The 25722-nt window shown below is 63.7% G+C and carries 29 protein-coding genes; 17 read left to right on the top strand and 12 right to left on the bottom strand.

What is annotated here, in order from left to right; genetic code table 11:
• The first annotated feature begins 3 nt into the window (after positions 1 to 3).
• The 3 genes from RC54_RS14080 (at position 4) to RC54_RS14070 (ending at position 1861) form a co-directional block, all read left to right on the top strand.
• On the top strand, positions 4 to 786 hold the full coding sequence (locus tag RC54_RS14080; protein ID WP_058895761.1) for an enoyl-CoA hydratase: 783 nt from the start codon (positions 4 to 6) through the stop codon (positions 784 to 786).
• Positions 787 to 936: 150 nt separating this feature from the next.
• Positions 937 to 1350, top strand: a complete 414-nt coding sequence (locus tag RC54_RS14075; RefSeq protein ID WP_061790144.1) for a GNAT family N-acetyltransferase — start codon at positions 937 to 939, stop codon at positions 1348 to 1350.
• Positions 1351 to 1378: 28 nt separating this feature from the next.
• Positions 1379 to 1861 (top strand): GNAT family N-acetyltransferase, encoded by a 483-nt coding sequence (locus tag RC54_RS14070; protein WP_058895759.1) that lies wholly within the window; start codon positions 1379 to 1381, stop codon positions 1859 to 1861.
• Positions 1862 to 1868: 7 nt separating this feature from the next.
• Here the strand turns inward: RC54_RS14070 and RC54_RS14065 are convergent, their stop codons facing one another.
• The 3 genes from RC54_RS14065 to zigA form a co-directional block, all read right to left on the bottom strand.
• The gene (locus RC54_RS14065) at positions 1869 to 2834 is read right to left on the bottom strand and encodes a M14 family metallopeptidase (RefSeq protein WP_061790145.1); all 966 of its coding nucleotides are present in this window, start codon (positions 2832 to 2834) and stop codon (positions 1869 to 1871) included.
• 105 nt (positions 2835 to 2939) lie between these two features.
• Entirely contained in the window at positions 2940 to 3869 is a 930-nt protein-coding gene (gene folE2 / locus RC54_RS14060; RefSeq protein WP_058895757.1) for a GTP cyclohydrolase FolE2, read from the bottom strand.
• Entirely contained in the window at positions 3869 to 5083 is a 1215-nt protein-coding gene (gene zigA, locus RC54_RS14055; protein ID WP_058895756.1) for a zinc metallochaperone GTPase ZigA, read from the bottom strand. Before zigA ends, folE2 begins: the two co-directional genes overlap by 1 nt.
• 216 nt (positions 5084 to 5299) lie before the next feature.
• Between zigA and RC54_RS14050 the strand changes: the two genes are divergently transcribed.
• Entirely contained in the window at positions 5300 to 5524 is a 225-nt protein-coding gene (locus RC54_RS14050; protein ID WP_026051919.1) for a hypothetical protein, read from the top strand.
• A 200-nt stretch (positions 5525 to 5724) separates the two neighbouring features.
• Positions 5725 to 7128, top strand: coding sequence for a PepSY-associated TM helix domain-containing protein (locus tag RC54_RS14045; RefSeq protein WP_174526126.1), 1404 nt, complete (start codon positions 5725 to 5727; stop codon positions 7126 to 7128).
• A 21-nt stretch (positions 7129 to 7149) separates the two neighbouring features.
• On the opposite strand, the gene RC54_RS14040 is transcribed toward RC54_RS14045, so the two are convergent.
• From RC54_RS14040 to RC54_RS14020, 5 genes are all read right to left on the bottom strand, one after another.
• Positions 7150 to 7983 (bottom strand): metallophosphoesterase family protein, encoded by an 834-nt coding sequence (locus RC54_RS14040; RefSeq protein WP_061790147.1) that lies wholly within the window; start codon positions 7981 to 7983, stop codon positions 7150 to 7152.
• Positions 7983 to 8987 (bottom strand): diacylglycerol/lipid kinase family protein, encoded by a 1005-nt coding sequence (locus tag RC54_RS14035; RefSeq protein WP_061790148.1) that lies wholly within the window; start codon positions 8985 to 8987, stop codon positions 7983 to 7985. The genes RC54_RS14040 and RC54_RS14035 overlap by 1 nt, the downstream gene beginning before the upstream one ends.
• Positions 8988 to 9005: 18 nt before the next feature.
• Positions 9006 to 9803 (bottom strand): phosphatase PAP2 family protein, encoded by a 798-nt coding sequence (locus RC54_RS14030; protein WP_061790149.1) that lies wholly within the window; start codon positions 9801 to 9803, stop codon positions 9006 to 9008.
• Positions 9804 to 9882: 79 nt separating this feature from the next.
• Positions 9883 to 10650, bottom strand: a complete 768-nt coding sequence (gene fnr / locus RC54_RS14025) for a fumarate/nitrate reduction transcriptional regulator Fnr (protein WP_061790150.1) — start codon at positions 10648 to 10650, stop codon at positions 9883 to 9885.
• A 277-nt stretch (positions 10651 to 10927) separates the two neighbouring features.
• Positions 10928 to 11458, bottom strand: a complete 531-nt coding sequence (locus RC54_RS14020) for an isochorismatase family protein (RefSeq protein WP_061790151.1) — start codon at positions 11456 to 11458, stop codon at positions 10928 to 10930.
• Positions 11459 to 11570: 112 nt separating this feature from the next.
• Here RC54_RS14020 and RC54_RS14015 point away from each other — a divergent pair, with 112 nt between their 5' ends.
• Together RC54_RS14015 and RC54_RS14010 are read left to right on the top strand one after the other, a co-directional pair.
• Positions 11571 to 12821 (top strand): MFS transporter, encoded by a 1251-nt coding sequence (locus RC54_RS14015; RefSeq protein WP_061790152.1) that lies wholly within the window; start codon positions 11571 to 11573, stop codon positions 12819 to 12821.
• A gap of 30 nt (positions 12822 to 12851) precedes the next feature.
• Positions 12852 to 13838 (top strand): GlxA family transcriptional regulator, encoded by a 987-nt coding sequence (locus RC54_RS14010; RefSeq protein ID WP_061790153.1) that lies wholly within the window; start codon positions 12852 to 12854, stop codon positions 13836 to 13838.
• Positions 13839 to 14013: 175 nt separating this feature from the next.
• On the opposite strand, the gene RC54_RS14005 is transcribed toward RC54_RS14010, so the two are convergent.
• The gene (locus RC54_RS14005) at positions 14014 to 14970 is read right to left on the bottom strand and encodes a LysR family transcriptional regulator (protein WP_058895747.1); all 957 of its coding nucleotides are present in this window, start codon (positions 14968 to 14970) and stop codon (positions 14014 to 14016) included.
• 225 nt (positions 14971 to 15195) lie between these two features.
• Here RC54_RS14005 and RC54_RS14000 point away from each other — a divergent pair, with 225 nt between their 5' ends.
• From RC54_RS14000 to RC54_RS13990, 3 genes are all read left to right on the top strand, one after another.
• Positions 15196 to 15591, top strand: a complete 396-nt coding sequence (locus tag RC54_RS14000; RefSeq protein ID WP_058895746.1) for a DoxX family protein — start codon at positions 15196 to 15198, stop codon at positions 15589 to 15591.
• A 107-nt stretch (positions 15592 to 15698) separates the two neighbouring features.
• The gene (locus RC54_RS13995; RefSeq protein ID WP_174526127.1) at positions 15699 to 16559 is read left to right on the top strand and encodes a pirin family protein; all 861 of its coding nucleotides are present in this window, start codon (positions 15699 to 15701) and stop codon (positions 16557 to 16559) included.
• 36 nt (positions 16560 to 16595) lie between these two features.
• Positions 16596 to 17474 (top strand): pirin family protein, encoded by an 879-nt coding sequence (locus RC54_RS13990; RefSeq protein ID WP_061790155.1) that lies wholly within the window; start codon positions 16596 to 16598, stop codon positions 17472 to 17474.
• Between the two features lie 115 nt (positions 17475 to 17589).
• On the opposite strand, the gene RC54_RS13985 is transcribed toward RC54_RS13990, so the two are convergent.
• Entirely contained in the window at positions 17590 to 17877 is a 288-nt protein-coding gene (locus tag RC54_RS13985) for a hypothetical protein (protein WP_058895743.1), read from the bottom strand.
• A 221-nt stretch (positions 17878 to 18098) separates the two neighbouring features.
• Here RC54_RS13985 and RC54_RS13980 point away from each other — a divergent pair, with 221 nt between their 5' ends.
• Positions 18099 to 19283, top strand: coding sequence for a 50S ribosomal protein L11 methyltransferase (locus RC54_RS13980; RefSeq protein ID WP_082803164.1), 1185 nt, complete (start codon positions 18099 to 18101; stop codon positions 19281 to 19283).
• 33 nt (positions 19284 to 19316) lie between these two features.
• Entirely contained in the window at positions 19317 to 19757 is a 441-nt protein-coding gene (locus tag RC54_RS13975) for a hypothetical protein (RefSeq protein ID WP_058895742.1), read from the top strand.
• 12 nt (positions 19758 to 19769) lie between these two features.
• On the opposite strand, the gene RC54_RS13970 is transcribed toward RC54_RS13975, so the two are convergent.
• A complete protein-coding gene (locus tag RC54_RS13970; RefSeq protein WP_061790156.1) occupies positions 19770 to 21167 on the bottom strand; it encodes a sensor histidine kinase in 1398 nt (465 codons plus the stop codon).
• Positions 21167 to 21889: a response regulator transcription factor gene (locus tag RC54_RS13965; protein WP_058895740.1), complete on the bottom strand. Its 723-nt coding sequence runs from the start codon at positions 21887 to 21889 to the stop codon at positions 21167 to 21169. The genes RC54_RS13970 and RC54_RS13965 overlap by 1 nt, the downstream gene beginning before the upstream one ends.
• A gap of 180 nt (positions 21890 to 22069) precedes the next feature.
• On the opposite strand from RC54_RS13965, the gene RC54_RS13960 reads away from it, so the two are divergent.
• From RC54_RS13960 to RC54_RS13940, 5 genes are all read left to right on the top strand, one after another.
• Positions 22070 to 22861 (top strand): ABC transporter ATP-binding protein, encoded by a 792-nt coding sequence (locus tag RC54_RS13960; RefSeq protein ID WP_044528460.1) that lies wholly within the window; start codon positions 22070 to 22072, stop codon positions 22859 to 22861.
• Positions 22862 to 22882: 21 nt separating this feature from the next.
• The gene (locus RC54_RS13955; protein ID WP_058895739.1) at positions 22883 to 23752 is read left to right on the top strand and encodes an ABC transporter permease; all 870 of its coding nucleotides are present in this window, start codon (positions 22883 to 22885) and stop codon (positions 23750 to 23752) included.
• A gap of 61 nt (positions 23753 to 23813) precedes the next feature.
• Entirely contained in the window at positions 23814 to 24830 is a 1017-nt protein-coding gene (locus tag RC54_RS13950) for an ABC transporter substrate-binding protein (protein WP_058895738.1), read from the top strand.
• A 125-nt stretch (positions 24831 to 24955) separates the two neighbouring features.
• Entirely contained in the window at positions 24956 to 25423 is a 468-nt protein-coding gene (locus tag RC54_RS13945; RefSeq protein WP_061790163.1) for a hypothetical protein, read from the top strand.
• On the top strand, positions 25420 to 25713 hold the full coding sequence (locus tag RC54_RS13940; protein WP_017450550.1) for a type II toxin-antitoxin system RelE/ParE family toxin: 294 nt from the start codon (positions 25420 to 25422) through the stop codon (positions 25711 to 25713). Before RC54_RS13945 ends, RC54_RS13940 begins: the two co-directional genes overlap by 4 nt.
• The last annotated feature ends 9 nt before the right edge of the window (positions 25714 to 25722 follow it).

Below are 25722 nucleotides of genomic sequence, written 5' to 3'. Positions count from 1 at the left end.
AACATGAGCACCTATACCAACCTGAAGCTGGAAAAACACGGCCACACCGCCGTACTGACACTGTCCAATCCACCGGCCAATACCTGGACCCGCCAGGCCCTCTCGGACCTCACGCGCCTGGTCAAGGAGCTCAATGCCGAGCGCGAAATCTACACCCTGGTGGTCACTGGCGAGGGGGAAAAATTCTTCTCCGCCGGCGCCGACCTGAAACTGTTTGCCGATGGCGACAAGGCCATGGCGCGCGAGATGGCGCGCCGCTTCGGCGAAGCCTTCGAGACGCTGTCGTCCTTCCGCGGCGTCTCCATTGCCGCCATCAATGGCTATGCCATGGGCGGCGGTCTGGAATGTGCGCTGGCTTGCGACATCCGCATCGCCGAGGAGCAAGCCCAGATGGCCTTGCCGGAGGCAGCGGTGGGCCTGTTGCCGTGTGCCGGCGGCACCCAGAACCTGCCCTGGCTGGTCGGTGAGGGGTGGGCCAAGCGCATGATCCTGTGCGGCGAGCGGGTCAATGCCGAGACGGCGCTGCGCATCGGCCTGGTGGAAGAAGTGGTGCCGCGTGGCCAGGCGCGCGAACGGGCGCTGGCGCTGGCGCAGCAGGCGCAAAAGCAGAGTCCTTCCTCGGTAGCGGCCAGCAAGAAGCTGATTCAAGGGGCGCGTCACAATCCGCTGGGCACTATCCTGCAGACCGAACGCGAACTGTTCGTCGATCTGTTCGATACCCAGGACCAGCAGGAGGGCGTCCAAGCCTTCCTCGAAAAACGTCCGCCACAGTGGAAAAACGCCTGATGCCCGATTGAACGAAGCGGCACATCGGCTGACGTTTTCTGCACCATGACCTGATGCGGCACGGATGTGGGGCTGCCTATGGCCTATTGTCTATAGGCAGCCGTTTTATGTTAACGTGGGCGGTTTCGACTGACCGACAGTGAGCCGCGCATGTCCATCGTGTACCGCACCGATCTTCGTCTTACGGCGGAGCAATTCATCGATGTCCTTTCCCGCACGTCACTGGGGCCGCGCCGTCCACTGGAGGACCGCGATTGCATGGAAGCGATGGTCAGCCATGCCAGCCTGATCGCGACCGCCTGGGACGGCGATGTGCTGGTCGGCGTGGCGCGTTGCGTGACCGATTTCGTCTACGCTTGCTACATGTCGGAACTGGCCGTGGATGAGCGCTACCAGCGCCAGGGCATCGGCAAGGAACTCATCCGCGCTGCTCGCAGCCGCCTCGGGCCGCGTTGCCGCCTGCGCCTGCTGGCCGCACCCGATGCCACCGACTACTACAGTCATATCGGCTTCGCCCACAGCCCGCGTTGCTGGGAGCTTACGCCCGGGCATGAACTGAAATAATGCTATAAATCATTTATCAAGATACGCCATGATCGAAATACTCGCCTTTGCCCCGCAACACGCCCAGGGCGTGGTCGACCTCATCCTGCCCATCCAGCAACAGGAGTTCGACATTCCCATCACGCTGGAGGGCCAGCCGGATCTGAAGGATATCGCCGGCTTCTACCAGAAGGGCTTGGGCAATTTCTGGGTGGCGCTCGATGCCGGCAAGGTGGTGGGAAGCATTTCCCTGCTCGACATCGGCAACCAGCAGGTGGCGCTGCGCAAGATGTTCGTGGCCGCCAGCCATCGCGGCAAGGAGCATGGCACCGCCGTGCGCCTGCTGGAGGGGGCGCTGGCCTGGGCCAGGGAACAGGGCGTGCGCCAGGTCTTTCTCGGCACTACCGCCAAGTTCCTGGCGGCACATCGCTTCTATGAAAAGAATGGCTTCCGCTTGATCGAAAAGAGCGACCTGCCCGCCGCCTTCCCGGTGATGACGGTCGACACGCGCTTCTACGCGTTGGATTGCTGAAGCCCGTTCAAAGCTTGCGCTGACTGTCTTCTCCGAAGTAGAACCATTCATTTCCCGGCAGGGCGCGCGGGTTGGGGAAGACAATATAGCCGGCAGCAGGCGCGATGACAGCCTGGCCGTCATGCCGATGGCCGATCACTTCACCCTGCTGCACGCGGTCGAAGCTGGACCAGTCGCGGCTGAAGCGGTCTTGCGGGTGCTCCATGTCGATCACGTCGACCAGCCGGATAAGCTGGATATCGGCCACCGGGGGCTGCAGCGGCAGGTCGATCATGTCATGCAGGGCCAGCGTCTGCAGGATGGCCCGGTAGGCCACCTCGGGGGCTTGCGGGTCATCGTGCTGGCCGCATTCCAGTGTTACACCATACAAGCCCTTGCTGCGCGCATATTCGGTGGTGCCCACGCCATACTGGCGGTCCAGCAGGTCGGGGGACATGGCGCGACCCTGCTGGCGGCGCCGTTCCACGCCGCGCACATAGGCGCCCATCCATCCTTCCACCACGCGCTGGCAACCCAGGTGGGCCACCATGCGCTGTTCGGCTGCGGCATGGGCGAAGGGTTCGATGTCATCGTGGTTGTCTTCCGGTCCCAGCATGGCGAAGGGCTGGCCGCCGGTGTGGAAGGAGTGCAGGTCCAGCAGGACGTCATGCTCATCGATCCAGGGACAGAGCAGGTTGCAGAGCTGGTCTTCGAAATTGGCGGGGGCCGGATGCGCACGCAGATTGCGATTCAGATTGCGTTCCCCTTGGCGCTGCTGCAATTGGTAGGCCAGCGGATTGGTGACCGGCACCAGCGTGAGCAAGCCGCGCTGGATGCGCAGCCGGCCGCTGTCGAGTTCGCGTTGCAGGCGGCCGATGGCCTGGGTGCCGCAGGTTTCATTGCCATGCACCGCCCCCAGGATCAGCAGGCGCGGACCGGGGGCGAAGGCGGCATATTGCAGGCGTTGCAGGGAAGAAGGAAAGGGAGCGGACATGATGGGCAGCTTGGATACACAAGAACACGAAAGCGGCAACGATACCCCGGTTCGGGGTAGCCTGCCACTGCCCTCCCGCACCATGGACAAGTTTCGTCTGCCGCATTAACGCACGCGGTCTTGCCAGCCTGGCGTGGCAGTGGCTGCCACGGCGTCATGGGCATGAAGGCTTTCCAAGTGTGCCACCCGTACCGCGCAAGCGCCAAAGCGGGTTTCCAGCGCCTGCCGCAGGCGCCGCGCGGCATCTTCCACGTACATCAGGTTGGCGCCATTGGCCAGCGCGAAGGCTTGTTCATCGGCACGCCGCACCGCCGTCTGCACTGCCGTGCCCAGGGCCGCTTCGGCGGTATCGATCAGGGCGGCAATGGGTAGCTGCTCGGCCTTGGGCGACACATTGATGCTGAGTTCGGCTTGGCTGCGCTGGCTATGCGGCGTGGCCAGGCTGGCGTTGCGCTGCAGCCAGGCCAGGGCGGCTTCGCGCTCGATGGCCGGTTGCCCGGCGAAAGCCTGGGCGAAGGCATCCTGCAGCGCCTGGCGCGACAAGGCGGCCGAACAGGGGCAGGTGGAGGAATAGGCGATGCTCACCCGCAGACTGATCTCCAGCACATCGTCATGCAATTCGGCGGAGAGGGTGACTGGATAGCTCTTCCAGCCGTCGAGGTCAGGGGTGACCAGTGCCGCGCGTTGCTGCAGCAAGGCAAAGTCCAGTCGTAGCGCGGCGGCGCGGGAATGGCAATCGGCATGGCTTTCGCGCAGTTGGCGCAGCAGTTCGTGCAGGGCGACGGGTGTGAGTCGCGCGCGGCTGGCGAAGGTGTCCAGCAGCAGGTACAGGCGCGACATGTGGATGCCCTTGGCGTGCGGATCAGGCAGATCCACCGCTACCTCGGCGCTGGCCGCTACCGTCTTGCCGCTGTCCAGTTGCAGCGGCAGGGCGATGCCGCGCATTCCGACCCATTCCAGCGGCAGCGCGATGGCCGGGCGCTCCTCGCGGGCCACGTCAGGCAGCGGGCGCTTGTTGAACTCGGCCATGCGCATCACTCCCAGGCGGGGAAGGGGTCGGCCATGCGCGACCAGCCCAGCGGGCCTTGCGCCATCTCGGCATCCGACAGCAGGCAGGCGTCGAGACGGGCGCGCAGGGCTTGCTGGTCCATCTCGATGCCGATCAAGACCAGCTCCTGGCGGGCATCGCCCACGTTCTCATCCCATTGCTGCAGGATGAAATCGATGGATTCCTGTTCCTGCGGCCATTGCTCACGTGGCACTGCGGCCCACCACTTGCCGGCCAGTCCATGGCGGCACACGGCCCCGGCCTGCGACCAGGAGCCGGCATGGGCTGGTCGCGTCGCCAGCCAGAAAAAGCCCTTGGAGCGCACCACCCCCGGCCATTCACGGTTGACCAGGTCAAAGAAACGCTGTGGATGCATGGGTCGACGCGCACGCCAGGCGAAGCTGGTAATACCGTACTGTTCGGTCTCCGGCACGTGCTCGCCGCGCAATTCCTGCAGCCAGCCGGGGGCCTGGCTGGCTTGCTCGAAGTCGAACAGACCGGTGTTCAACACCTGGTCCAGCGCAACCTTGCCGAATTGCGCCGTGACCATGCGCGCGCGCGGGTTGAGCTTGTGCAGGATGGCGTGCAGGCGTTCCAGGTCGGCCGGCGCGACCAGGTCAAGCTTGTTGAGGACGATCACGTCGCAGAATTCGATCTGCTCGATGAGCAGATCGACCACCGTGCGGCCATCTTCCTCGCCCATCGATTCGCCACGCTCCTGCAGGCTGTCCTGGGAGCTGTAGTCCTTGAGGAAGTTGAAGGCATCGACCACCGTCACCATGGTGTCCAGGCGTGCCACATCCGACAGGCTGGCGCCCTCTTCATCGGTGAACGTGAACGTTTCGGCCACCGGCAGCGGCTCCGAGATGCCGGTCGATTCGATCACCAACTGGTCGAAGCGGCGCTCGCGGGCCAGCTTGCGCACTTCCATGAGCAAGTCTTCGCGCAGGGTGCAACAGATGCAGCCATTGCTCATCTCCACCAGTTTTTCCTCGGTGCGCGAGAGGTCGGCGCCACCGTCGCGTACCAGCGCGGCATCGATGTTGACCTCTGACATGTCATTGACGATCACCGCCACGCGGCGGCCTTCGCGGTTGTTCAGGATGTGGTTGAGCAAGGTGGTCTTGCCGGCACCGAGGAAGCCGGAAAGCACCGTCACGGGAAGCCGGCGATCGCCGGGCTGGCGTTGGGTGGTGGTCATGAAAAGAGTGGAAATGGTGGGCTGGGGGAAGTCCGGGCAATATGTACATGCGGTCGCAAAAAATGCAACTTGGTTGCAAATATCGCACAAATGCAACAATGTTGCAAATTTGTGCGGACCAGGTGCTCATTGATGGGCCTCGCTGCAGGGGGGCGCTCCGGTGCGAAAGCCCGGCTTGTGCTAGCATTGCGCCTCGCAACAAGGAGGTTTCATCACATGTCCCAGATCTTCCCGTACAAGGGAAATGCCGTCATTCCAGAGATCAAGACGCTCGATAACGGTAAATTCATGGCTTGCTTCGTGATCCACGAGGGCAAGGATGGCAGCGGCAAGCTGCGCTACCAGCGCAAGGCGCCTACCAATGAATTCGATACCGAAGACGAGGCCATTGCCTACATCCTCGATTTTTCGGGCGACTGGATCGACGAAAACCCCATGTGATCCGCTGGATGCAGCCTACCGGCAGTCGGGCTGCGCTGCCAAGCACCTGGTATAGAAGAGCCGCACGGTCACTACCGTCGGCTCTTTTTTCATGGGCGCCTGGCTGCGACAAATTGCCACATTCGCAGCCGCGGCTGCGCAGCCTACAATCGCGCACCTGATGATCCTTTGCGTCCGCCTTGCGCGTCGACCTTGCCTGCATGACTACCCACTCCCTCCAGCCCGCCGCTGATGGCGCTGCCGTCACCGCTGCCAGCCGCGCCCGTCCAGCGGTCTCTGCCGTGCAGGCGGTGCTGCTGCGCCTGCATTTCTACATCGGCCTGTTCGTCGGCCCCTTCATCCTGGTGGCCGCGCTCACCGGCACGCTGTATGTCCTTACGCCGCAGATCGAGTCGCACCTGTATGCGCAGCAGCTCTACAATCGCACCTCCGGCGTGGTCCGACCGCTGGCCGACCAGGTGGCAGCAGCCCAAGCCTTTCTGGGGCCGGATGCGCGCCTGTTCGCGGTGCGTCCGGCCAGAGCAGCCGGCTGGAATACGCGGGTCATGTTCAGCCAGAGCGGACTGGGTGACTCGGAAAGCCGCGCCATCTTCGTCGATCCTGTGAGCCTGCAGGTCAGGGGCGACCTGATCGTCTATGGCACCAGCGGCGTGCTACCGCTGCGCACCACCCTGGACTACCTGCACCGCAATCTGATGCTGGGCTCACTGGGCCGCAACTACAGCGAACTGGCCGCCTCCTGGTTGTGGCTGGGGGCGCTGGGCGGTGTGTGGCTGTGGTGGCGGGGACGCCGGCCACAGCGCGCGCTGCGGGTAGCGCGCCCTCTGAACGTGCGCCGCCTGCATACGCTGCTGGGATTGTGGATCGTGATCGGGTTGGTGTTCTTCTCGGCCACCGGGTTGACTTGGTCGCGCTGGGCCGGCGAGCGGGTCAGCCAGATGCGCGCGCAATTGGGCTGGATCACGCCGTCGGTCTCGACCCAGTTGCAGCCGGGCGCACCGGCCATGAACATGGGCGAGCACGCCGACCACATGGCCGCGCATGGCATGAGCATGTCCATGCCACAGGTGGGTGACCCGGCGCGCTTCGACATGGTGCAGCACATCGCCCGCGCCGGTGGCATCGATGCCGCCGACATCGAGATCCGTCCACCGCGCGCGGCCGATCAGGCCTGGGTGGTGCGCGAGGTGGACCGTTCTTGGCCGACCCAGGTCGATACGGTGGCGATCGATGCCGATCGCATGGTCATCACCAGCCGCGCCGATTTCGCCAACTTCCCGCTGGTCGCCAAGCTGGTGCGCTGGGGCGTGGATGCGCATATGGGCGTGCTGTTCGGGGTGGCCAACCAGATCCTGATGGCGCTTTTTGGGTTCGCCCTGAGCGGCTTGATCGTGCTGGGTTACCTGATGTGGTGGCGCCGCCGTCCGGCTGCCGGTGCCAGCCTGGCGCCGTTGATGGAAGCGGTCATGCGCTTGCCACCCCTGCAGCGCATCACATTGGCCGTGCTGGCCTTGCTGCTGGGCTGGAATCTGCCGCTGATGGGCGTGAGCCTGCTGGTGTTCCTGCTGGTCGATGTGATCCGCTATCGGCGCAGCCTGCGTTGACGTGCCGCCATTGACGGTGGCTTATTCGGCGAGCTGGCCATCCGGTTTTTGCTCGAACCATTCACTGCCGCGTTGCACGAAGGTCTGCGACGCGGCCAGTGCAAAGCTGTTCTGCTCCGATTCCCAACCCAGTCTATGCACCACGATCTGGTGCGCTTCCACCTGCAGCACATTGAAGGAATTATTTTCTCCCCGGCCACGGGTGGAGGTGGCCGTGCCGGCCTGCACCACCAGGGCCGAATAGCCGGGGATGTGATAACGCCCGGCACTGCTGGCGGCCGAGCTGGTATGCACGTGCCCGGCCAGCAGCAGGTCGGCGCCGCACAGCGCAAAGGCGCGCATGGCCGGCACCGCCTGACCGACCAGGCCGTGATGCTGCGGTCCCGCTGGCAGGTCGAAGGGGTGATGGGTGACGATGATCTTGACCAGATGCTCGCCCACGGCGGCCAGCTCGCGCCGCGCCAGCTCGATCTGGCGATCATTGACGCGGCCATCCTTGATGGTCAGTGAACGGGCGGTATTGATGCCGACCACTGCGATCTCTTCATCCACGTACTTCGGTTGCAGGTCCGGGGTGATATGGCGCTTGTACTGGCGTAGCGGTTGCAGCAGCCGGGCGGCGACATTGAACAGCGGCACGTCATGATTGCCCGGCACCACCAGTTGCGGCTGGGGCAGGGCATCGAGGAACTGGCGTGCCTGCTTGAACTGCTTGCTGCGCGCACGCTGGGTGAGGTCGCCGGAAACCACGATGAGATCCGGGCGCAATTCGTGGATCTGGGCGATCAGGGGCTCGATGATATGCGCATCGATACGGCCGAAATGCAGGTCCGACAGGTGGATGAGCTTGCGCATCACGGTTCTCCCAGCAACTTGTCCAACAGGCCGGCCTGGCCATTGCGCGGTTGCGCGGCCACCTGCGGCACGATCACTTCCAGCGAGGCCGGGCGGATGCGATAGTGCAGCGGCGTGGCCATCAGGTTGACTTCGCCATCGGTGGCTACGCGCATCCGTTTCCTGTGGGTTTCGATGAGGATCTCGGTGGCGGTCAGCACATCGAAGTCGTGCGCCTCGTGCAGGCGTCCGAACAGCGCGTGCAAGGCCAGGCGCAGCAAGCCCCAGCGCCCTGTGTGGTGGCAGGCATAGAGGCTCAGGCGGCCCTCGGTCAGGGTGGAACGCTTGCCGATGTCCAGCCCGCGCATCAGATACGCGTTATTGCCGATGAACACGAAGGGTGTGCGCCGCCAGTGCTCCTGGCCATCGATGGACAACCGCACGCGCAGGAAGGGATAGCGCCGCAAGGCCCCCATCGCAGCCCAGGTAAAGGCCAGCCATTTGCCGCGGCCCAGGCGCGCCTGCTGTTTTTCGCGCTCGCGCACGATGTCTGGATACAGGCCCAGGCTGGAATTGTTGATGAAGGCTGCGCCATTGACTTCACCACTATCGACCTTGATACGCCGTCCGCTGGCGATGTTGGCAATCGCTTCTTCCAGTGCCAAAGGGATATTCAGATCCTTGGCGAAGTGGTTCAGCGTGCCCAGCGGCAACACGCCCAGCGCGCTTTGGCACTGCGGTTCGGCCAGCAGGATCGAAGCCACGGCATTGATACTGCCATCGCCGCCGCCAGCGGCCACCACCGGCACCTTCTCGCGCACCGCCTGGCGTGCCACTTGCAGCATGTCCTGGCCGCTGTGTGCCAGGTGTACGCGGGCGCGCAGGCCATGGCTGGCGAATTGGTCGGTGATGTGGTTGGCCAGTTTCTCGGCGTGTCCGCCACCGGCCTTGGCATTGATGACGGCAACTACGTCCGGGCGGCCATTGTTGGCGGGAAAGTCCGTGGTCGGGTGTTGGTCTGGCATCCGCAGGCGAGGGTGGATTCAAAGCCTGTTGGAGCGCGGCAGGCCGTAATAGTGCCGCTGCCACGTGAAAACCAGCGTGCTCCACAGCGCAAACCAGGCCGTGCCCAGCAGCATGGCGCCCAGCACGTCGCTCAGGAAATGCGCGCCCAGATAGACCCGGCTGAACCCGGTCAGCACCACCAGCAGCAGGGCCACGCCGATCACGCTCAGGCGCACACCGGACTCACCGGTCTTGAGGCGCGCACCGATGGCTGCCAAGATGCTCGGCTGATTGAGCAGATAGGCCGCCAGCATGGCATAGAGCAGGGTGGCGCCGATGGTGTGGCCGCTGGGGAAGCTGTAGCTGTGCAGCACCAGGATGGGATCGTCGAAGCTGGGACGCAGGCGCGCAAACAGATGCTTGAGGATGAAATTGCACAACATGCCGCCCGGCAGCACCAGCAACAGGTCGATCACCCAGGCCCAGCGCCGCTGTTGCAGCATATGCCAGAGCAGCGCCAGGCCCATCACCAGCACCCCGATGGTGCCATGCAGATGGGTATAGCCCAGCACCAGTTCGGTCAGCGGCGAGAAGGCGTGCTGGTTGAACCAGTCGGCCAGTTGCTGGTCCAGGCGCGTGAGAGCGCCGTGGGTGCTGACTTCGTAGGCAATCAGGGCGAACAGCAGGACGGTGGAGACGACCGCCATCAGGCCCGTGGTTAGCGGCAGGCCAAGATGATGGTCGCGTGCCAGGCGAGCGCGCAGGAAGCGAGTGAGCGTGGCAGAGGGGGCAAGCGTGCGATCTGGACGATCAGTTGGGTGGGGTCGGTCTGTCATCCGGGCATTCTACCCTCAGCTACCCCGGCGCCGGCAAGGCGCGCTAAGGGGGCAGCAGGGGTCAACTGTACGGGCCGCCTCAGGCGCAGGGATCGTTGCCCAGCGCAATGGCGCGCAAGGCTACCAGGTCGCACAGTTCGACGTCGCGGTGGCTGACTTCGATCACGCCGGTCTTCTTGAAGTTGGTCAGCAGGCGGCTCACGCTTTCCACCGCCAGGCCCAGATAGTTGCCGATTTCTTCGCGCGTCATGCGCAACTGGAAGCGGGTGCTCGAATAGCCCCGGCTGGCGTAGCGCGAGGACAGGTTGAGCAGGAAGGCGGCCATCTTCTGCTGGACCGTCATGCTGCCCAGGGTCAGCATGACGCGCTGTTCGCGCGAGATTTCCAGGCTCATCATGCGATGGAACTGGCGCAGCAGGGTGGGCATGTCGCGGAACAGGTCTTCCAGGCGGGCGAAGGGGATTTCACAGACTTCACTGTCTTCCAGCGCTACCGCCTCGCACAGGTGGTGACCGGCGCCGATGGCATCCATGCCCAGCAGTTCGCCGGCCATCTGGAAGCCGGTAATCTGCTGGCCGCCGTTGGGGTTGCCCTGGAAGGTCTTGAAATGCCCCAGGCGGATCGCGTAGAGCATGTCGAACTTGTCATTGAGCCGGTACAGGCTTTCATCGCGCTTGACCTTGCGGCGGCGGTTGATGACCTGTTCCAGCCGCTGCATGTCACCCTGGTCCAGTCCCATCGGCAGGCAGAGCTGGTGCATACTGCAGGCCGAACAACTGGCACGCAGCGCGTGCAAGGTGAGCGGAGGTGGGGCATGGACGGGGCTGTGGGCGGGTAGACTGGACATAAGCGTTTGGTTTTCCTCTTTGTTGTGGCGGCGTCGGCTGGCCAGGTTATTGGCGTAATGATCTGTGAATGCGCCACATTGTCATGCGGCCACGCAGCTATTTTTTCCAGTACTTTTACCACAGTTTCGCTTGCGGAATGCATTCAGCAGACGGGCGAGCAAAAACTTTCATCAGTTTCAGTGCTGGTGTGCTTTTTAGTTACGTAAGGATTTTCCTATCATTTTTTTCATTTCTTTTATTTCCTTCATTTTTTCTTCATTTCTGCCCGCCGAATGGCTATTTGATCAGCTTCAACACCGCCCGGAACTGCGGATGTTGGCTCTCGCGCAACCATTCATAGGCCACCATTTCCAGCGTGACCGGGGTGGCACCGGCGGCTCGCAGGCGCTCGAAGGCAGCGTCGCGGTCTACGGCCCGGCGCGAGCCACAGGCTTCCAGTAGCGGTAGCACCCGATAGCCTTGTTGTAACAGGGAAAGTGCGGTTTGCAGCACGCAGATATGGGCTTCGCACCCCGCCACCACGATCTGCCGCACGCTAGCGGGGATGAGCGGCAGCAAACCTGCGGCGCAGGCATCGAAATGGTGCTTGGAGAGCGTTACCTCGCACAGCGGGCGGATGTCGGGGTGATTGGGGCCGAGCTTGTCAGGCATTTGCTCGGTGCCAATCACGGGGATGCCGAGCAGGCGGGCAATCGTCGCCATGCGCACGGTCTGGGCCAGGACAGCCTGGCCGTCATGGATGGCGGGCAAGAGTCGTTCCTGGGGATCGATGACCAGCAGGGCGGATTCGTTGGCCTGGATCAGCATGGGTTTGTCCTATCGTCGAGGCTTGGCAGGAATTGACGGTGTTGTGTCATTGACGCCAAGCGGGTGGGAATTCGACAATTTTCTCCTCAAATGACCGCCAGGAGCAAATCTCATGCGTCACACTCCCGCCATCCCCTCCACCATCCCGCCCGGCAGCCGCAACGCCGCTATCCTGGCCCTGTGCCAGGGCTTGTTCACCTGCGCCATCTCGATCGACCTGACCCTGACCGCGCTGACCGGCTGGCAACTGGCCCCTGACAAGGCGCTGGCCACCTTGCCGTTTGCCCTCATCACGGTGGCCGGGGCCGTGGTGACCTGGTTTGCCGCCTTCCTGATCCAGCGCCTGGGACGACGCTGGGCCTTCGTGCTGGGCGCGGCCAGTTGCTGTGTGGGCGGGCTGATTTCGGTGTGGTCGGTGTTTCATGCCCAGTTCTGGAGCTTTTGCGCCGGTACCGCCCTGGTCGGGGTGTTCCAGGCCTTCGCCCAGTATTACCGGCTGGCCGCCGCCGATGCCGTCAGTGAGGCCGCCAAGAGCCGCGCCATCTCCACCGTGCTGGCCGGGGGCGTGATTGCGGCCCTGGTCGGCCCGGCCTTGGCCGCCTGGAGCAAGGACTGGTTCCCGACGGCCTTGTTTGCCGGCGCCTACCTGGTGGTTGCAAGCATGGGCCTGCTGTCGGTGCTGGTGCTGCTGCTGTTCTACCGCGACCAGGAGCAGCCGGGTGCTGCGGCAGCGATGACCAGCGCCGAGGCGGCCCCGCCCCGACCCTTGACGCGTATTGCGCGTACGCCGGTCTTTCTGGCCTCGGTGGCCAATAACGTGGCCGGCTCGATGGTGATGATGTTCATCATGACCGCCGCACCGCTGGCCGCTGTGGCCTGCCATCACGGTATCGACGATGGCGCGGCCATCATCCAGTGGCACCTGATAGGGATGTATGCCCCATCCTTCTTTGCCGGTCGGCTGATCCAGCGCTTCGGCCTGGGTTCGGTATTGCTGGCCGGGCTGGGGATGAACCTGGGGTGCGCGCTCATCGCCATGTGCTCCACCACGCTGCCGGCGTTCTATGTGGCCTTGCTGCTGCTGGGCGTGGGTTGGAATTTCATGTTCGTCGGTGGCACGACCTTGCTGGCGCAGTCTTACACCCCCAGCGAGCGCGCCAAGACCCAGGGCCTGGCCGAACTGATGCGCTATGCCGCCACCGCCCTGGCCACGCTCGGGGCCGGGCCCTTGCTGGCGCGCTTTGGCTGGGAAAGCTTGAACGCAGCGATCCTGCCGGTGCTGTTGTTATCAGCTTTGTTCACCTTGCGCTGGATGTTGGCGCAGCGTACCCAGGGGGCGGCGCTGGCAGGCGGCCTGCGCTAAGATCGGAATAATCTTTCATATCGGTCTTCCATGTCATCGAGCCACCCCCCACGCCACGTCGTTCTGCTCGCCTATGAGGGCATGAACCTGCTGGACCTGGCCGGCCCCATGCAGGCACTGGCCACCACCAACCGCCTGCAAGCCCAGGACATCTACCGGCTGCACGTGGCCTCGGCCCAGGGCGGCGCCATCGTCACCAGTGCCGGCCTGCCGGTACTCACCCAATCGCTGGCCGAGCTGGACCAGGCGCTGGCCGGCGCGCCCTTGCATACCCTGGTTTCGCCCGGTGGCAGCCAGGGTGACCAGTTCCGCCTTGATCCGGCGCTGGTGGCGTGGATACGGCAAAGAGCACCGCAGGCGCAACGCATCTGTTCGGTCTGCAGCGGCGCCTTCCACCTGGCCGAGGCCGGTCTGCTGGATGGCTTGCGGGTGACCACCCACTGGGATTCGGTAGCGCAGTTGCAGCGCCGCTATCCGGCTCTGCAGGTGGATGGCGAGCCGATCTACATCCGCCAGGGACGCATCTGGACCTCGGCGGGGGTGACGGCTGGCATCGACCTCACGTTGGCCCTGGTGGAGCAGGATCTCGGTCATGCCGCTGCCATTGCCACGGCGCGCCAGTTGGTGATGTTCATCAAGCGTCCGGGCGGACAATCCCAGTTCAGCGCGCCGCTGGCCTCGCAGTCGGCCGGAGTCGGGCGTTTCGTGGAGCTGCACGCCTGGATTGCCGGCCATCTGGAGGCGGATTTGCGGGTCGAGAACCTGGCCCGCCAAGTCAATATGAGCCCGCGCACCTTTGCCCGCCTGTATGTCGCCGAGACTGGCCGTACCCCGGCCCGCACGGTGGAATTGATGCGATTGGAAGCGGCCAGGCGCGCCCTGGAAGAAACCCGTCTGCCCCTCAAGCGCATCGCCAGCCAGTCCGGTTACGGCGAGGAACAGAACCTGCGCCGGGTCTTCCTGCGCCAGTTGGGCGTCAGTCCAGGGCAGTATCGCGAACGCTTTGCCGCGGCCTGAGCCTCATTGCCCGGCGCCGACGCAATCGTGTCCCAGCGCCTGCTGCAAGTCAAAGACTTCGATGGAGGCCAGCCGATAGCGCTGGCGCAGGCGGCCCTCTGGCATGAATAGGGGATAAGAGCGATAAATGCACAATACAAGAAATCTCTTGTTTTTGTAATTTATCGCTTTTATCTTATAAATTCGATTTATCGCCCTTGGCTTGTATTTCGCCTGCAGCTGCTCCTGGTGCCAGTGCGGTCAGCGCCGCCAGCGAATCCAGCCACCACGACAGCGCCGGGCCGGCCGGATGGTCGGGCTTGTAGACACACTGGATGGGCAACTCCGCCCCTTGCGGCGGGTGGTGGATGGTACTGATGCTCACCAGCCTTCCGTGGTCCAGGTCGTCCTGCACCACATGCCGTGGCATGTTGCCCCAGCCCATGCCGGCGCGCAGCAGGGCGTGCTTGGTTCCGAGGTCGCTCATGCGCCAGGTCAGGCGCGAGTGCACCGAGAAATCCTGGCGCGCCGTCAATTCGCTGCGGTCGGAAAGTACCAGTTGGGTCTGCTGCTGCAACAGCTTTTCCGAAATCCGCCCCCGCACCTTGGCCAGCGGATGATCCGGCGCCACCACCGCCACCAGTTGCACGCTGGGCAGGGTAATACGCAGCAGGTTGGGCGGCGTGGTGGGCAACGTGCCCAGGATGCCCAGCATGGAACGCCCATCGATGACGCGCTCGGCCACCGCCCCCAGGGCTTCCACCTCCAGCCGCACCGTCACCTCCGGGAAGGCCAGGCGGAAGCGCTGCAGCAGGTCCACCAGGCAATCGGTAGGAAAGAACACGTCCACCGCCAGCGATACTTCCAGTTCCTGCCCGCGCGCATAGGAGCTGGCCCGCACCTGCAAGGAATCCACATGGTCCAGCACCTGGCGCGCATCGGCCAGCAAGGCCACCCCTGGCGCGGTCAACTGCGGCCGGTAGCCGCTGCGGTCGAACAGCAGCACGCCGAGCTGCTCTTCCAGCGTGGCGATGGCGTAGCTGACCGCGGACTGGGCGCGCGCCAGCTTGCGGGCGGCGGCCAGGAAGCTGCCGCTGTCGGCTACCTGGACGAAGACACGCAACTGATCCAGCGACAGGCGCTCAATATTCATACTGACCTCGATATCTGATGAAGTGCCAACTATATCTAAAATTTAGATCATGATTATAAAAAGATAATCAGTTTTTTCCGAGGGCGAACTTGCCTATTCTGTCGTCACTGGCTGCAGCGAAGCAGTAGCAAGCAGATCAGGCAAGACATTGATATCAGGCAACCGCAGCAACGACTGCAAGAAAAAACAAACCAACATAGTTCACCCAACACAGAGAGGCTTACCATGATCACCAACTTCACCACCTTCCGCATTGGCCGCGTCCTGCTGGCTTCCTTGTTCGTCATTTCCGGGATCTTCAAGATCATCGGCTTCGCCGGCACGGTCGGCTATTTTTCCAGCCTGGGCCTGCCTGCCCCGACCCTGGTGGTGCTGCTCACCATCCTGGTCGAAGTCGGCGGTGGCCTGTTGTTGATGACTGGCCGTGGCGTGCGCCCGGTGTCGCTGGTGATTGCCCTGTTTACCGTCGGCGCCACCTTGTCGGCCCATCACTTCTGGACCATGGAAGGCGCCGCCGCACAAGCTCAGATGATCCACTTCCTCAAGAACGTGGCCCTGATCGGTGCGCTGCTGCTGGTGTCTTCCATCGACCCGCAAGCGCAGCCGGAAGAGCGTCGCTGATCGTCGCTGATCGTCGTTGATCGCCGCAGCCCAAGCGTACCTATCGCATAACGCATGACCCGCCCGCAGCCATGAGAATGGGCTGCGGACCTTTCCAAGGAGAGAACATGAGCACCCCCTACACCCGCCAGATCGAACGCCTGGTCAAGGGCATCGCCACCCAGGACGGCGCCGGCGTGAGTCTGACCCGCGTGCTGACCCATGACCTGCAACGCCGCCTGGATCCGTTCCTGATGTTGGACGCCTTCCATTCCGACGAACCCAGCGATTACCTGGCCGGCTTCCCCGACCATCCGCATCGTGGTTTCGAAACCGTGACCTACATGCTGGCCGGCCGGATGCGCCACCGCGACAATGCCGGCAACGAAGGTTTGCTGGAACCGGGCGGGATGCAATGGATGACTGCCGGGCGCGGCCTGGTCCACTCGGAATTGCCGGAACAGGAAGATGGCCTGATGAGCGGTTTCCAGCTCTGGGTCAACCTGGCCGCCAAGGACAAGATGACTACGCCCGGCTACCAGGACATTCCGGCCGCCGGTATTCCCGAGACCTCGCCGCAACCGGGCGTGAAGGTACGCGTGTTGGCCGGCAGCGCCTTCGGGGTGGATGGCGCGATCCGTCGCGAGACCACCGAACCACTGTATCTGGACCTGCACCTGGAAGCCGGCGTCACCCTGGATCTGCCGATTGCGGCGACCCACAATGCCTTCCTCTATGTCTATGAAGGCAGGCTGGCCGTCGGCCCGCAAGGCAGCGAAGCGCGCCTGGCCGAGGCGGGACGCATGGCGCTGCTGTCCAATGTGGCCGATGCCGCAGGGGTGACGCTCAGGGCCGAGCAGGCCAGCCGCTTCCTGCTGATCGCTGGTCGGCCCTTGAACGAGCCGATCGCCCAATGGGGGCCGTTCGTGATGAATACCCGCGAGCAGGTCGAAGAAGCCATCGACGATTTCCGCGCCGGCCGCTTCTGAGCTCAATTGCTAGCCAACCTTATTCTGGAGAACCGCATGAGTAACATCCTTCATAAGATCCAGGGCCTGACCCGCGACATCGGTTTCCCGGTCCGTCGCCTGCTACCAGCGGCGGCTGCGCGTACCGTCGGTCCCTTCGTCTTTTTCGATCATATGGGCCCGGTGGAATTCGATGCCGGCACCACCGAGGGCGATGTCCGCCCGCATCCGCACATCGGCCTGGCCACCGTGACTTACCTGTTCTCCGGCGCCATGATGCATCGTGACAGCCTGGGCGTGGTCCAGCGCATCACCCCCGGGGCGGTCAACTGGATGGCGGCGGGGCGCGGCATCGTGCACTCCGAGCGCATTCCCGACGATATCCGCGAGCAGAAGGTGCCGGTGCATGGCTTGCAGATGTGGGTAGCGCTGCCCGCCGAGCAGGAAGAGGGCGAACCCCTGTTCCGTCATTACTCCGCCCAGGAGATGCCCGAGACCACCGTGGGCGGCGCCCGCCTGCATGTGCTGGCCGGTTCGGCCTTCGGCGTGAGTTCCCCGGTGATCACGGCCAGCCCGACGCTGTACGTGGCCGGCAGCACCACCGATGGTGCCGAACTGGAGATTGCCGCCGAGGTCCAGGAGCGCGCCCTCTATGTGGTGCGTGGCGATGTGACACTCGACGGCGAGCGCCTGGAAGCCGGCACCCTGGCCATCCTGCAACCTGGGGCGAGCGTGGCGTTCAAGGCCGTGGGCGAATCGGTGTTCATGATCCTGGGCGGTGCGCCGCTGGATGGCCCGCGCTTCGTGTGGTGGAATTTCGTCGCCACCTCGCGCGACAAGATCGAGGCCGCCAAAGAGGCCTGGAACAGCCGCAACAAGCAGGTCTTCCCCGACATCCCGGGCGAGACCGAGTGGATTCCGCTGCCGGCCCACTGACGCTGAACGGCTCAACGGGGGTGAGGCAAAACAAAACCGCCTGCCGCAATCGATGCGGCAGGCGGTTTTGTATGGGCCGGCTAATCATCCACCAGCCACCGGCCTCGGAACGGCTTTACAGCAGACCGATGATACGACCGATCTCGGTGATGTAGGGGCTATCCTTGAGAACCTGGTTTTCCAGGTTGTCGGCGGCGCGGCGCAGCGATTGCCAGGTATCGTTGACCTGGCCGGCGTGCGGCTGCGGTTGGCTCAGGTGTTGCCGCAGGCGCGCGATGTCTTCGCGCAGTTGGTCGGCTTCGCTGCTGCCGGCGGGCAGTTTCTGCAGTTCCGCCTCGAACTGGCCGACCATGTCCAGCAGGCGCTGGTGATCGAAACCTGGGGTTTGCATTTGCTCGCTCATGGATTCTCCTTGGGTGATTGACCGGCTCCATCATAGGCGCATTGCCGCTCGGCCGGCGAAAAAAGCTCTTTGGGTTTGCCCCGCGTCAAGTTCTCGTGTTTGGTTGCGATGCTGCGAACTAAGTTCCGGCGCACGTTACCGCCCCATGGCCTCATGCTTTGTTACACTGGCGGCTGTTTTGGCGCACGGCCCTCCCTGGCCCGCCTTGTTGATCCTGATTCATGACCTCACACGACGATTCCCTGGCCGCTGCCGTTGCCTATTTGAACTGGCAGGACGGCCACACCCAGCAGCAACTGCGCTGGCATTCCGAAGCCGGCAACCCAGCCCCCAAGCGGGTCGTGCTGGCCGATGACCAGATCGCTGCCGATACCGCCTATCGCCTGGCGTGCGAAGGCACAGGTCTGCTCTGGCGCGGCGACTTCCAGAATGCGCGCCAACTGTTGCAGGCGCTGGGGCGCCGCGTGGACCGCGCGCGCGAACGGGCCAGTACCAAGAGCCGGGGCCAGCCGGCGACCAGCGACAGCCCGGCGCAGGCTTTCCATCATCATCGCCAGATGCAGGCGCAGCGCGCACGCATCCTGGGGATGCTGCTGATCCCGCTCGATCCCGGTTTCGTGGTGCCGCTGCGGCGCGCGCCGGATGTGCAGGCCGCGTGCCACCAGACCTATGGCGCGGCGCTGGCCGGCGAGGCCTTCGCGGTCTCGCTGCGCGAACTGCAAGGCTTGATCGGTGCGCACGAATGGCGCAAGAAGGGGGTCGAGATCGGCGCGCTGGGCGCGCGCATCCATCCCTGGTATGGCGTCTTTTCTCCGGTGCGCGGCGAATACGTGGACCTGGTGGCGCAAGCGCCGTTGCCCGCCACCGAACTGGCCTTCGATATCGGCGTGGGCAGTGGCGTGCTCTCGGCGGTACTGGCGCAGCGTGGCGTGCGCAAGATCGTCGCCACCGACATGGACCCGCGCGCCCTGGCTTGCGCCCGCGAAAACCTGCAAGCCCTGGGGGTGCTGGAGCAGGTGGAGTTGCAGCAGGCCGACCTGTTCCCGCCGGGGCGTGCGCCGCTGATCGTCTGCAATCCACCCTGGCTGCCGGCCCGCCCGAGCTCGCCCATCGAGCAGGCCGTCTACGACCCGGAAAGCCGGATGCTGCTGGGCTTTCTCAATGGCCTGGCAGCTCATCTCACGCCCCAGGGTGAAGGCTGGCTCATCATGTCGGACTTCGCCGAGCATCTGGGCTTGCGCGCCCCCGGCATGTTGGCCGAGGCCATCGCGCAGGCTGGCCTGACGGTGGTGGCGCGTCATGACATCAAGCCGCGCCACGGCAAGGCCGCCGATCGCGAGGATCCGCTGCACGCTGCCCGCAGCAAGGAAACCACCACCCTGTGGCGCCTGCGCGCACGGGGCTAAGTCCCCTCACAACCGGGCAGAAAGGCGCATCCCATGAAACCGACCCAGCTTCTCGCGCTGCTCTTGTGCGCATCGATATGGCCGGCCACGGCCCAGGTCACCACGCGCGACCTGGGTGGGCACTATGGGCCGCAACAGGCGCTACCTGTTCCGGTCCCGGTTCCCGTTCCGGTGCCGGATGTACTGAACCGCAATGCGCCCCTGAGCGAACCCATCACCACCTCCGGCAATAGCTGCACTTGTCAGGTGGCCGAGACCAGCGGCGGCGCCTGCATGATCTTCCTGCGCACCAACGCGGCTGACTGGATCGCTCGCAATGCGCCGCAGACCGCGCTGCGTTCCTCGGCCAGCGGGCGCTACTATGACGCCCCGTTTGCGCTGGCCGCCAGTGCCTGTGCCGGCCGCAAGGTGGCGCCGAGTGGCGTGAAGGTGCATTGGCTGGATCGCCGCAATGCCATCCTGGAATGGAAGTAAGCTGCTGCTGAATCAGACCGCTTCCTGCCAGGCAGGAAAGTCCAGCACGACCGAGAAATACCCGTTGGGCAGATAGGCAAAGCGCATCTCGGCGCCATGGGCGCGCATCACCTCTTCGACGATGGACAGCCCCAGGCTGGCGCCCATGCGGTTTTCGCTGCGGGGAGCGAAGGGCTTGCGCAGTCGCTCCCAATCCTTGGCCGCAATGCCCGGTCCATCATCGATGAAACGCAGTTGGTGGCGCTGGCCATCGCTGTCCAGCCTGACCTGCAGCAAGCCCGGTGCGCCGTATTGCAGGGCATTGTCGAGGATGTTCTTGATCGCTTCGCCCAGCGCGATGGTGTCGCCCCGGATCAGGCAGGGCAGGGGCGGCACGTCCAGCGCCAGGTCGTGCGGGGTGCGACTGCGATTGGACAGTACCTCGGTCATCTGCGAGCGCACCAGCTCGCCCAAGTCGATGGGGGCTTGCAGGCTGCTGTCATTGCGATGCTGGACCATCGCATGATTGATGAGCTGATTGACCAGCGCGCCCAGGTTGCCGGTACGTTCGCGCAACAGGGCCAGGTGGCGCTGGCGCTTGTCTTCATTGCTTTCATTGGCCAGCAGTTCCATCTGCGCCACCAGCGCCGTCACCGGCGTGCGCAACTGGTGGGCAGCGTCACCGATGACGCGGCGCATGGTGGCGCGATGCACTTCCAGGCGCTGCATGAAGGCATTGATGGCCGACACCAGGGCATGGGTCTCGGCGGGCACGGTTAAGGACAGAGGTGAAAGATCGTTCAGGTCGCGTTCGCGGATGGCCGCCTCGATACGCTTCAAGGGCGCCAGTGCCTGGTACAAGGTGAACATTGCTGCCACCAAGGTGAGCACGCTCATGGCCACGATCACCATCAGCGCCTTGCTGCCCAGGCTCTGGGCAAAGGACATGCGGGCATTGTTGGTCTGCGCCAGCACGATCACGGCCCAGGGATGGGGACTGTTGACCGGCATACGGCGGCCGATGATGGCCATGCGCACGGGCGTACCCAGGTATTGACCATCGCGCAGCAACGGGCCTTGCTCCAGCTCGCTCCAGGGAATCTCGGGCCGGAATTCGGCATCGCCCGCAATCACCCGGCCGCGCGGGTCGAATACCACATAGATCGCATGGTCGCCGGTGCCCAGCATCGACAGCGCCGCCAGTGGCACATCGACGTTGACTTCGCCATGGTCGTACCAGGTATTCTCGGCGATCTGCAGGGCGCTGCCGGCCAGGATGCGGTCATAGGCCTGGCGCGCCGCCAGTTGGGTGGAAATCCAGATGGCGATCAGCAGGGCCGCGGCACTCACCAGCAGCACTGCGCCCACCCGCACCACCAGCCGGGTATAGAGCGAAGGCCCGGCGAGCACCTGCTGGGGACGGTCGTGCATCAGGACCGCGCGCCTGAATTCAGGCCCGCCGGGGCCACCAGCGCCACTTCAGCGGCAGCCTGCTGTAGCACCAACTGGTAACCCAGGCCGCGCAGGGTGCGGATCTCGAAACCCGCCCCGGCCAGCTTCTTGCGCAGGCGCGCCACGTATTGCTCGACGGTGTTGGCGTTGGGCGTGTCATCGACCGTGAAGAGCCGGTCCATCAACTCATCCTTGTTGAAGATGCGCCCCGGCCGGGCCGCGATGATTTCCAGCAGAGTCACCTCGCGCCGGGTCAATTCAATGGGTTGGCCGTCCAGCGTGGCGGTGCGGCTCTTGCGGTCGATGCACAGGTTGGCACAGTGCAGCAGGTTGGTCGATTCCCCGCCGCTACGGCGCAACAGCACGCGGATGCGCGCCTCCAGCTCACGGAAATCGAACGGCTTGACCAGGTAATCGTCGGCGCCCAGGTCGAGTGCGCGTACCCGCTCTTCAATCTCGCCGCAGGCGGTCAGCATCAGCACGGGCGTGTGCTGGCCCCGGGCGCGCAACTGTTGCAGCAAGCCAAAGCCATCGGTATGCGGCAGCATCACGTCCAGGATCAGCAGGTCGAAGGCTTCGCCCAGGCGGCCACTGGCATGGGCGCCGTGGCTTTCCCATTCCACGGTATGACCGATGCGGGTGAGATGGGAAACGATGGCCTCGGCCACGTCGGCGGTGTCTTCGACCAGCAGGATGCGCATGGGGGTCTCCAGTATTTGACGATGCCGCAACTGTTGGGCGTTGCTTGGGCAGGGCGCCATTGTATGCCCGAACCGGCATCCCACCACCATGGCCGTCAGGATTTAGTCAGATTGGTTACAGCTTCGCGGCCTAGCATCGCCGTCAGTATAAAAAATCCTATAAATCATTTGGAGACTTGCATGAGCGACCATGCCCCTGGCACATCGGCCATCGACCCGTCACGTCCATTGCTGGAAATCGACCGTGTCACCCTGCAATACAAGACCAGCGATTCGCTGGTGACGGCCACCCAGAGCGTGAGTTTCAACGTCCATCCGGGCGACCGCTACATCTTGCTGGGCCCCTCGGGATGCGGCAAATCTACGCTCTTGAAGGCCATCGGCGGCTACCTGCAACCGACCTCCGGGGCGATCCGCTTGAAGGGACGGGAAGTGCATGAACCGGGCCCGGACCGCATGATGGTGTTCCAGGAGTTCGACCAGTTGCTGCCCTGGAAGACCGTGCGCCAGAACGTCGAATTCGCCCTGCACGCCAGTGGCCGCCTGCACGGCCGTGCCGCCGCCGAGCGCGCCGAGTACTACATCGGCAAGGTCGGCCTGGCCAAGTTCATCGACAGTTATCCGCACATGCTCTCCGGCGGCATGAAGCAGCGCGTCTCGATTGCCCGTGGCATGGCCATGGAGCCCGATGTACTGCTGATGGATGAACCCTTCGCCGCGCTGGATGCACTGACCCGTCGCAAGATGCAGGACGAACTGCTGCGCCTGTGGGATGACACCCAATTCACGGTCCTCTTCGTGACCCACTCGATCGAGGAAGCCATCCGGGTCGGCACCCGCATCCTGCTCCTGACGCCCCATCCGGGCCAGGTCCGCGCCGAACTCAACAGCATTGATCCGAGCCAGCTTGGCACGGCCGCCCAGGCCGAGCTGGAAACCCGCATCAACGACATGCTGTTCGCCCACCACTGATTTCGCGCCGGAGACTTTCACATGCAAACCAATCTGCCCTTTGTCCGCCCGGAAATCCTGGTGGACCCCAATCCCCATGCCACCGCCGAAGTCCAGCGCCCGCTGTCGGCCTTTGAATCGCTCTATCGCCTGGGCTGGCTGCGCAAGACCGTGATCCTGCTGGTACTGGCGGCGATCTGGGAAGTCTATGGCCGCTGGCTGGACAATGCTTTGCTGTTCCCCAGCTTCAGCGAAACGGTGCAAGCCTTCCTCTCCGGCATCGGCAGCGGCGTACTGCTGCAACGCGCCGCCGTGTCGATGCAGACCCTGCTGGTGGGCTATGGCCTGGGCATCCTGTTGGCCGGCTTGCTGACCACGGTGGCCATCAGTTCGCGCATCGGCAACGACTTGCTGGAAACCCTGACCTCCATGTTCAACCCGCTGCCGGCCATTGCGCTCTTGCCGCTGGCACTGATCTGGTTCGGCCTGGGCACCGGCAGCATCATCTTCGTGCTGGTGCACTCGGTGCTGTGGGCGGTGGCCTTGAATACCCATGGCGGCTTCCGTGCGGTCTCCAATACCTTGCGCATGGTGGGCCAGAACTATGGATTGCGCCGCTTCTCGCTGGTGAAATCCATCCTCATTCCCGCTGCCTTCCCGAGCATCCTCACGGGTCTCAAGGTGGGCTGGGCCTTTGCCTGGCGTACCTTGATCGCCGCCGAACTGGTCTTTGGCGTGTCTTCCGGCGCCGGCGGCCTGGGCTGGTACATCTTCGAAAACCGTAACCAGCTGGAAACGGCCAATGTGTTCTCTGGCCTGTTCTTCGTCATCATCATCGGCCTGGTGGTGGAGAACCTGATCTTTGCCCAGATCGAAAAACGCACCATCCGTCGCTGGGGGATGCAGCACTGATGGATGCTTGACCTTGCGACTCCCTACAAACTTATAAACTGACGACCTTCAGGAGACCAATATGAAACGACGTAGCTTTACCAGCCTCATGATCGCCAGCGCCCTGGCGTTGTCCGGCGCCTCCGGTGCCGCCCGCGCCGAAGCCCAGGAAGTACGCATCTCGCACGGCTATGGCCTGCTGTACCTGCCGCTGATGGTGATGCGCGACCAGGGCCTGGTGGAGAAGCACGCCAAGGCGATGGGCCTGGGCGATGTGAAAACCAAGTGGGTGCTGCTTGATGGTGGCAACGTCATCAATGACGCCATGCTGGCCGGCAATCTGGATATCGCCGGTACCGGCGCGCCAGGCTTCGTGACGCTGTGGTCCAAGGCGCACGGCATCCCGCGTTCGGAAGTGGTGGGGCTGGGCGCGCTGTCGACCTCGCCCTTGTGGCTCAACACCAATAACCCCAACGTCAAGTCGCTCAAGGATTTCACGCCCAAGGACAAGATCGCCATCCCCGGCATCAAGACTTCGCTGTCGGCGGTGCTGTTGCAGATGGCGGCCGCCAAGACCTTCGGCATCGAGAACTACGCCAAGCTGGACCCCTTGACGGTGAGCCTGTCGCACCCGGAAGCGATGGCCTCGCTGGTCTCGGGCAAGACCGAGATCACTGCCCACTTCACCTCGCCGCCGTTCTCCTACCAGGAAGCCAAGGCGCCCGGCATCACCCGCGTGCTGAACTCCACGGACGTGCTGGGCCACATCACCATCGACGTGGTCTTTGCGCTCAAGTCCTTCACCGACAAGAACCCCAAGCTGACCCAGGCCGTCATGGCCGCGCAGGAAGAAGCCAACGCCTACATCGCCAAGAACCGCAAGGGCGCCGCCGAGATATTCCTGCGCGTGTCCAAGCTGAAGTTGCCGCAGGAAGAAGTGGAGCAGATGCTGGCTGACCCTGGTACCGAGTTTTCGACTACCCCGGTGGACATCATGCAGTACGTGGTCTTCATGAGCAAAGCCGGCACCATCAAGACCAAGCCGGCGGTGTGGAATGAGATGTTCGTGCCGGCGTTCAAGGAGCGCAAGGGGAGTTGAACCACCTGCAACCACCTACAACAAGCACCGAGTCGCTGAGCTGAGATCATTGTTGAAGAGTCTGCATGTTTTATATTAAACTTGCAGACTCTTAATCATTAATGACTTCCTCGCGGGGTGGCTTCATGCAAAGCTGGACTCTTGAGCAGTTGCGTACTGCGACCGAGGCAGGTGGTGTGGCTGCCGTCAAGTTGCGGGCCGAAGGCGGTGGTTTCTATGTCCAGATCACCACCAAGAATAACGGCCAAGCCGTGCTGTCCCATGCGCGCAGCGATGAGCCACGTACTTTTCCCAATCCGCTTCCGGCAATTACCTTGTTGCGCAAGCTTGGCTTGATGGTAGGTACGTTTGATATTTCCAATTGGAACCCCGAACTCAAGCCCTTGGCACGGACCCGGCCTGATCGGGCTGTGGCCATGAAGAATGCCCATGAAGCCGTCGAGCACGACCGCTGGTTTCGCTCGCAAGTAGAGCAGGCATTGACACAAGCCGATGATCCCGCCACGCAGTGGGTCACGCAGGAGCAAGCGCAGGCAAGCTGGGCCAAGAAACGGGCCAAGCTGTTGAAGCAGATGAAGAGGGGAAGTGATTGATCCTGCGCTGGCTTCCCACGGCGCTGCATGATCGCGATGCATTGATCGATTACATCGCGCAGCATAGCCTGCGCGCTGCGATTGATCAGGGTGACAAAATTGAGGATCAGCTCCTGCATCTGGTTGCTCATCCCCTGTTGGGGCGAGCGGGACGGATCCACGGCACGCGTGAGCTGGTCATCGGTGGCACGCCCTTTATTGCCGTTTATCGTTACCGGCCACGTCAACGGGTCATTGAGGTGATGCGTCTGCTGCATGGCGCGCAACAGTGGCCTCCGGTTGAGGACTGAATGCCGCCG

The sequence above is a fragment of the Herbaspirillum rubrisubalbicans genome, from assembly GCF_003719195.1.
Lineage (GTDB): Bacteria > Pseudomonadota > Gammaproteobacteria > Burkholderiales > Burkholderiaceae_D > Herbaspirillum > Herbaspirillum rubrisubalbicans.
The sequence above is the reverse complement of the archived record's forward strand: the minus strand, read 5'-3'. Positions and strand labels throughout refer to the sequence as shown.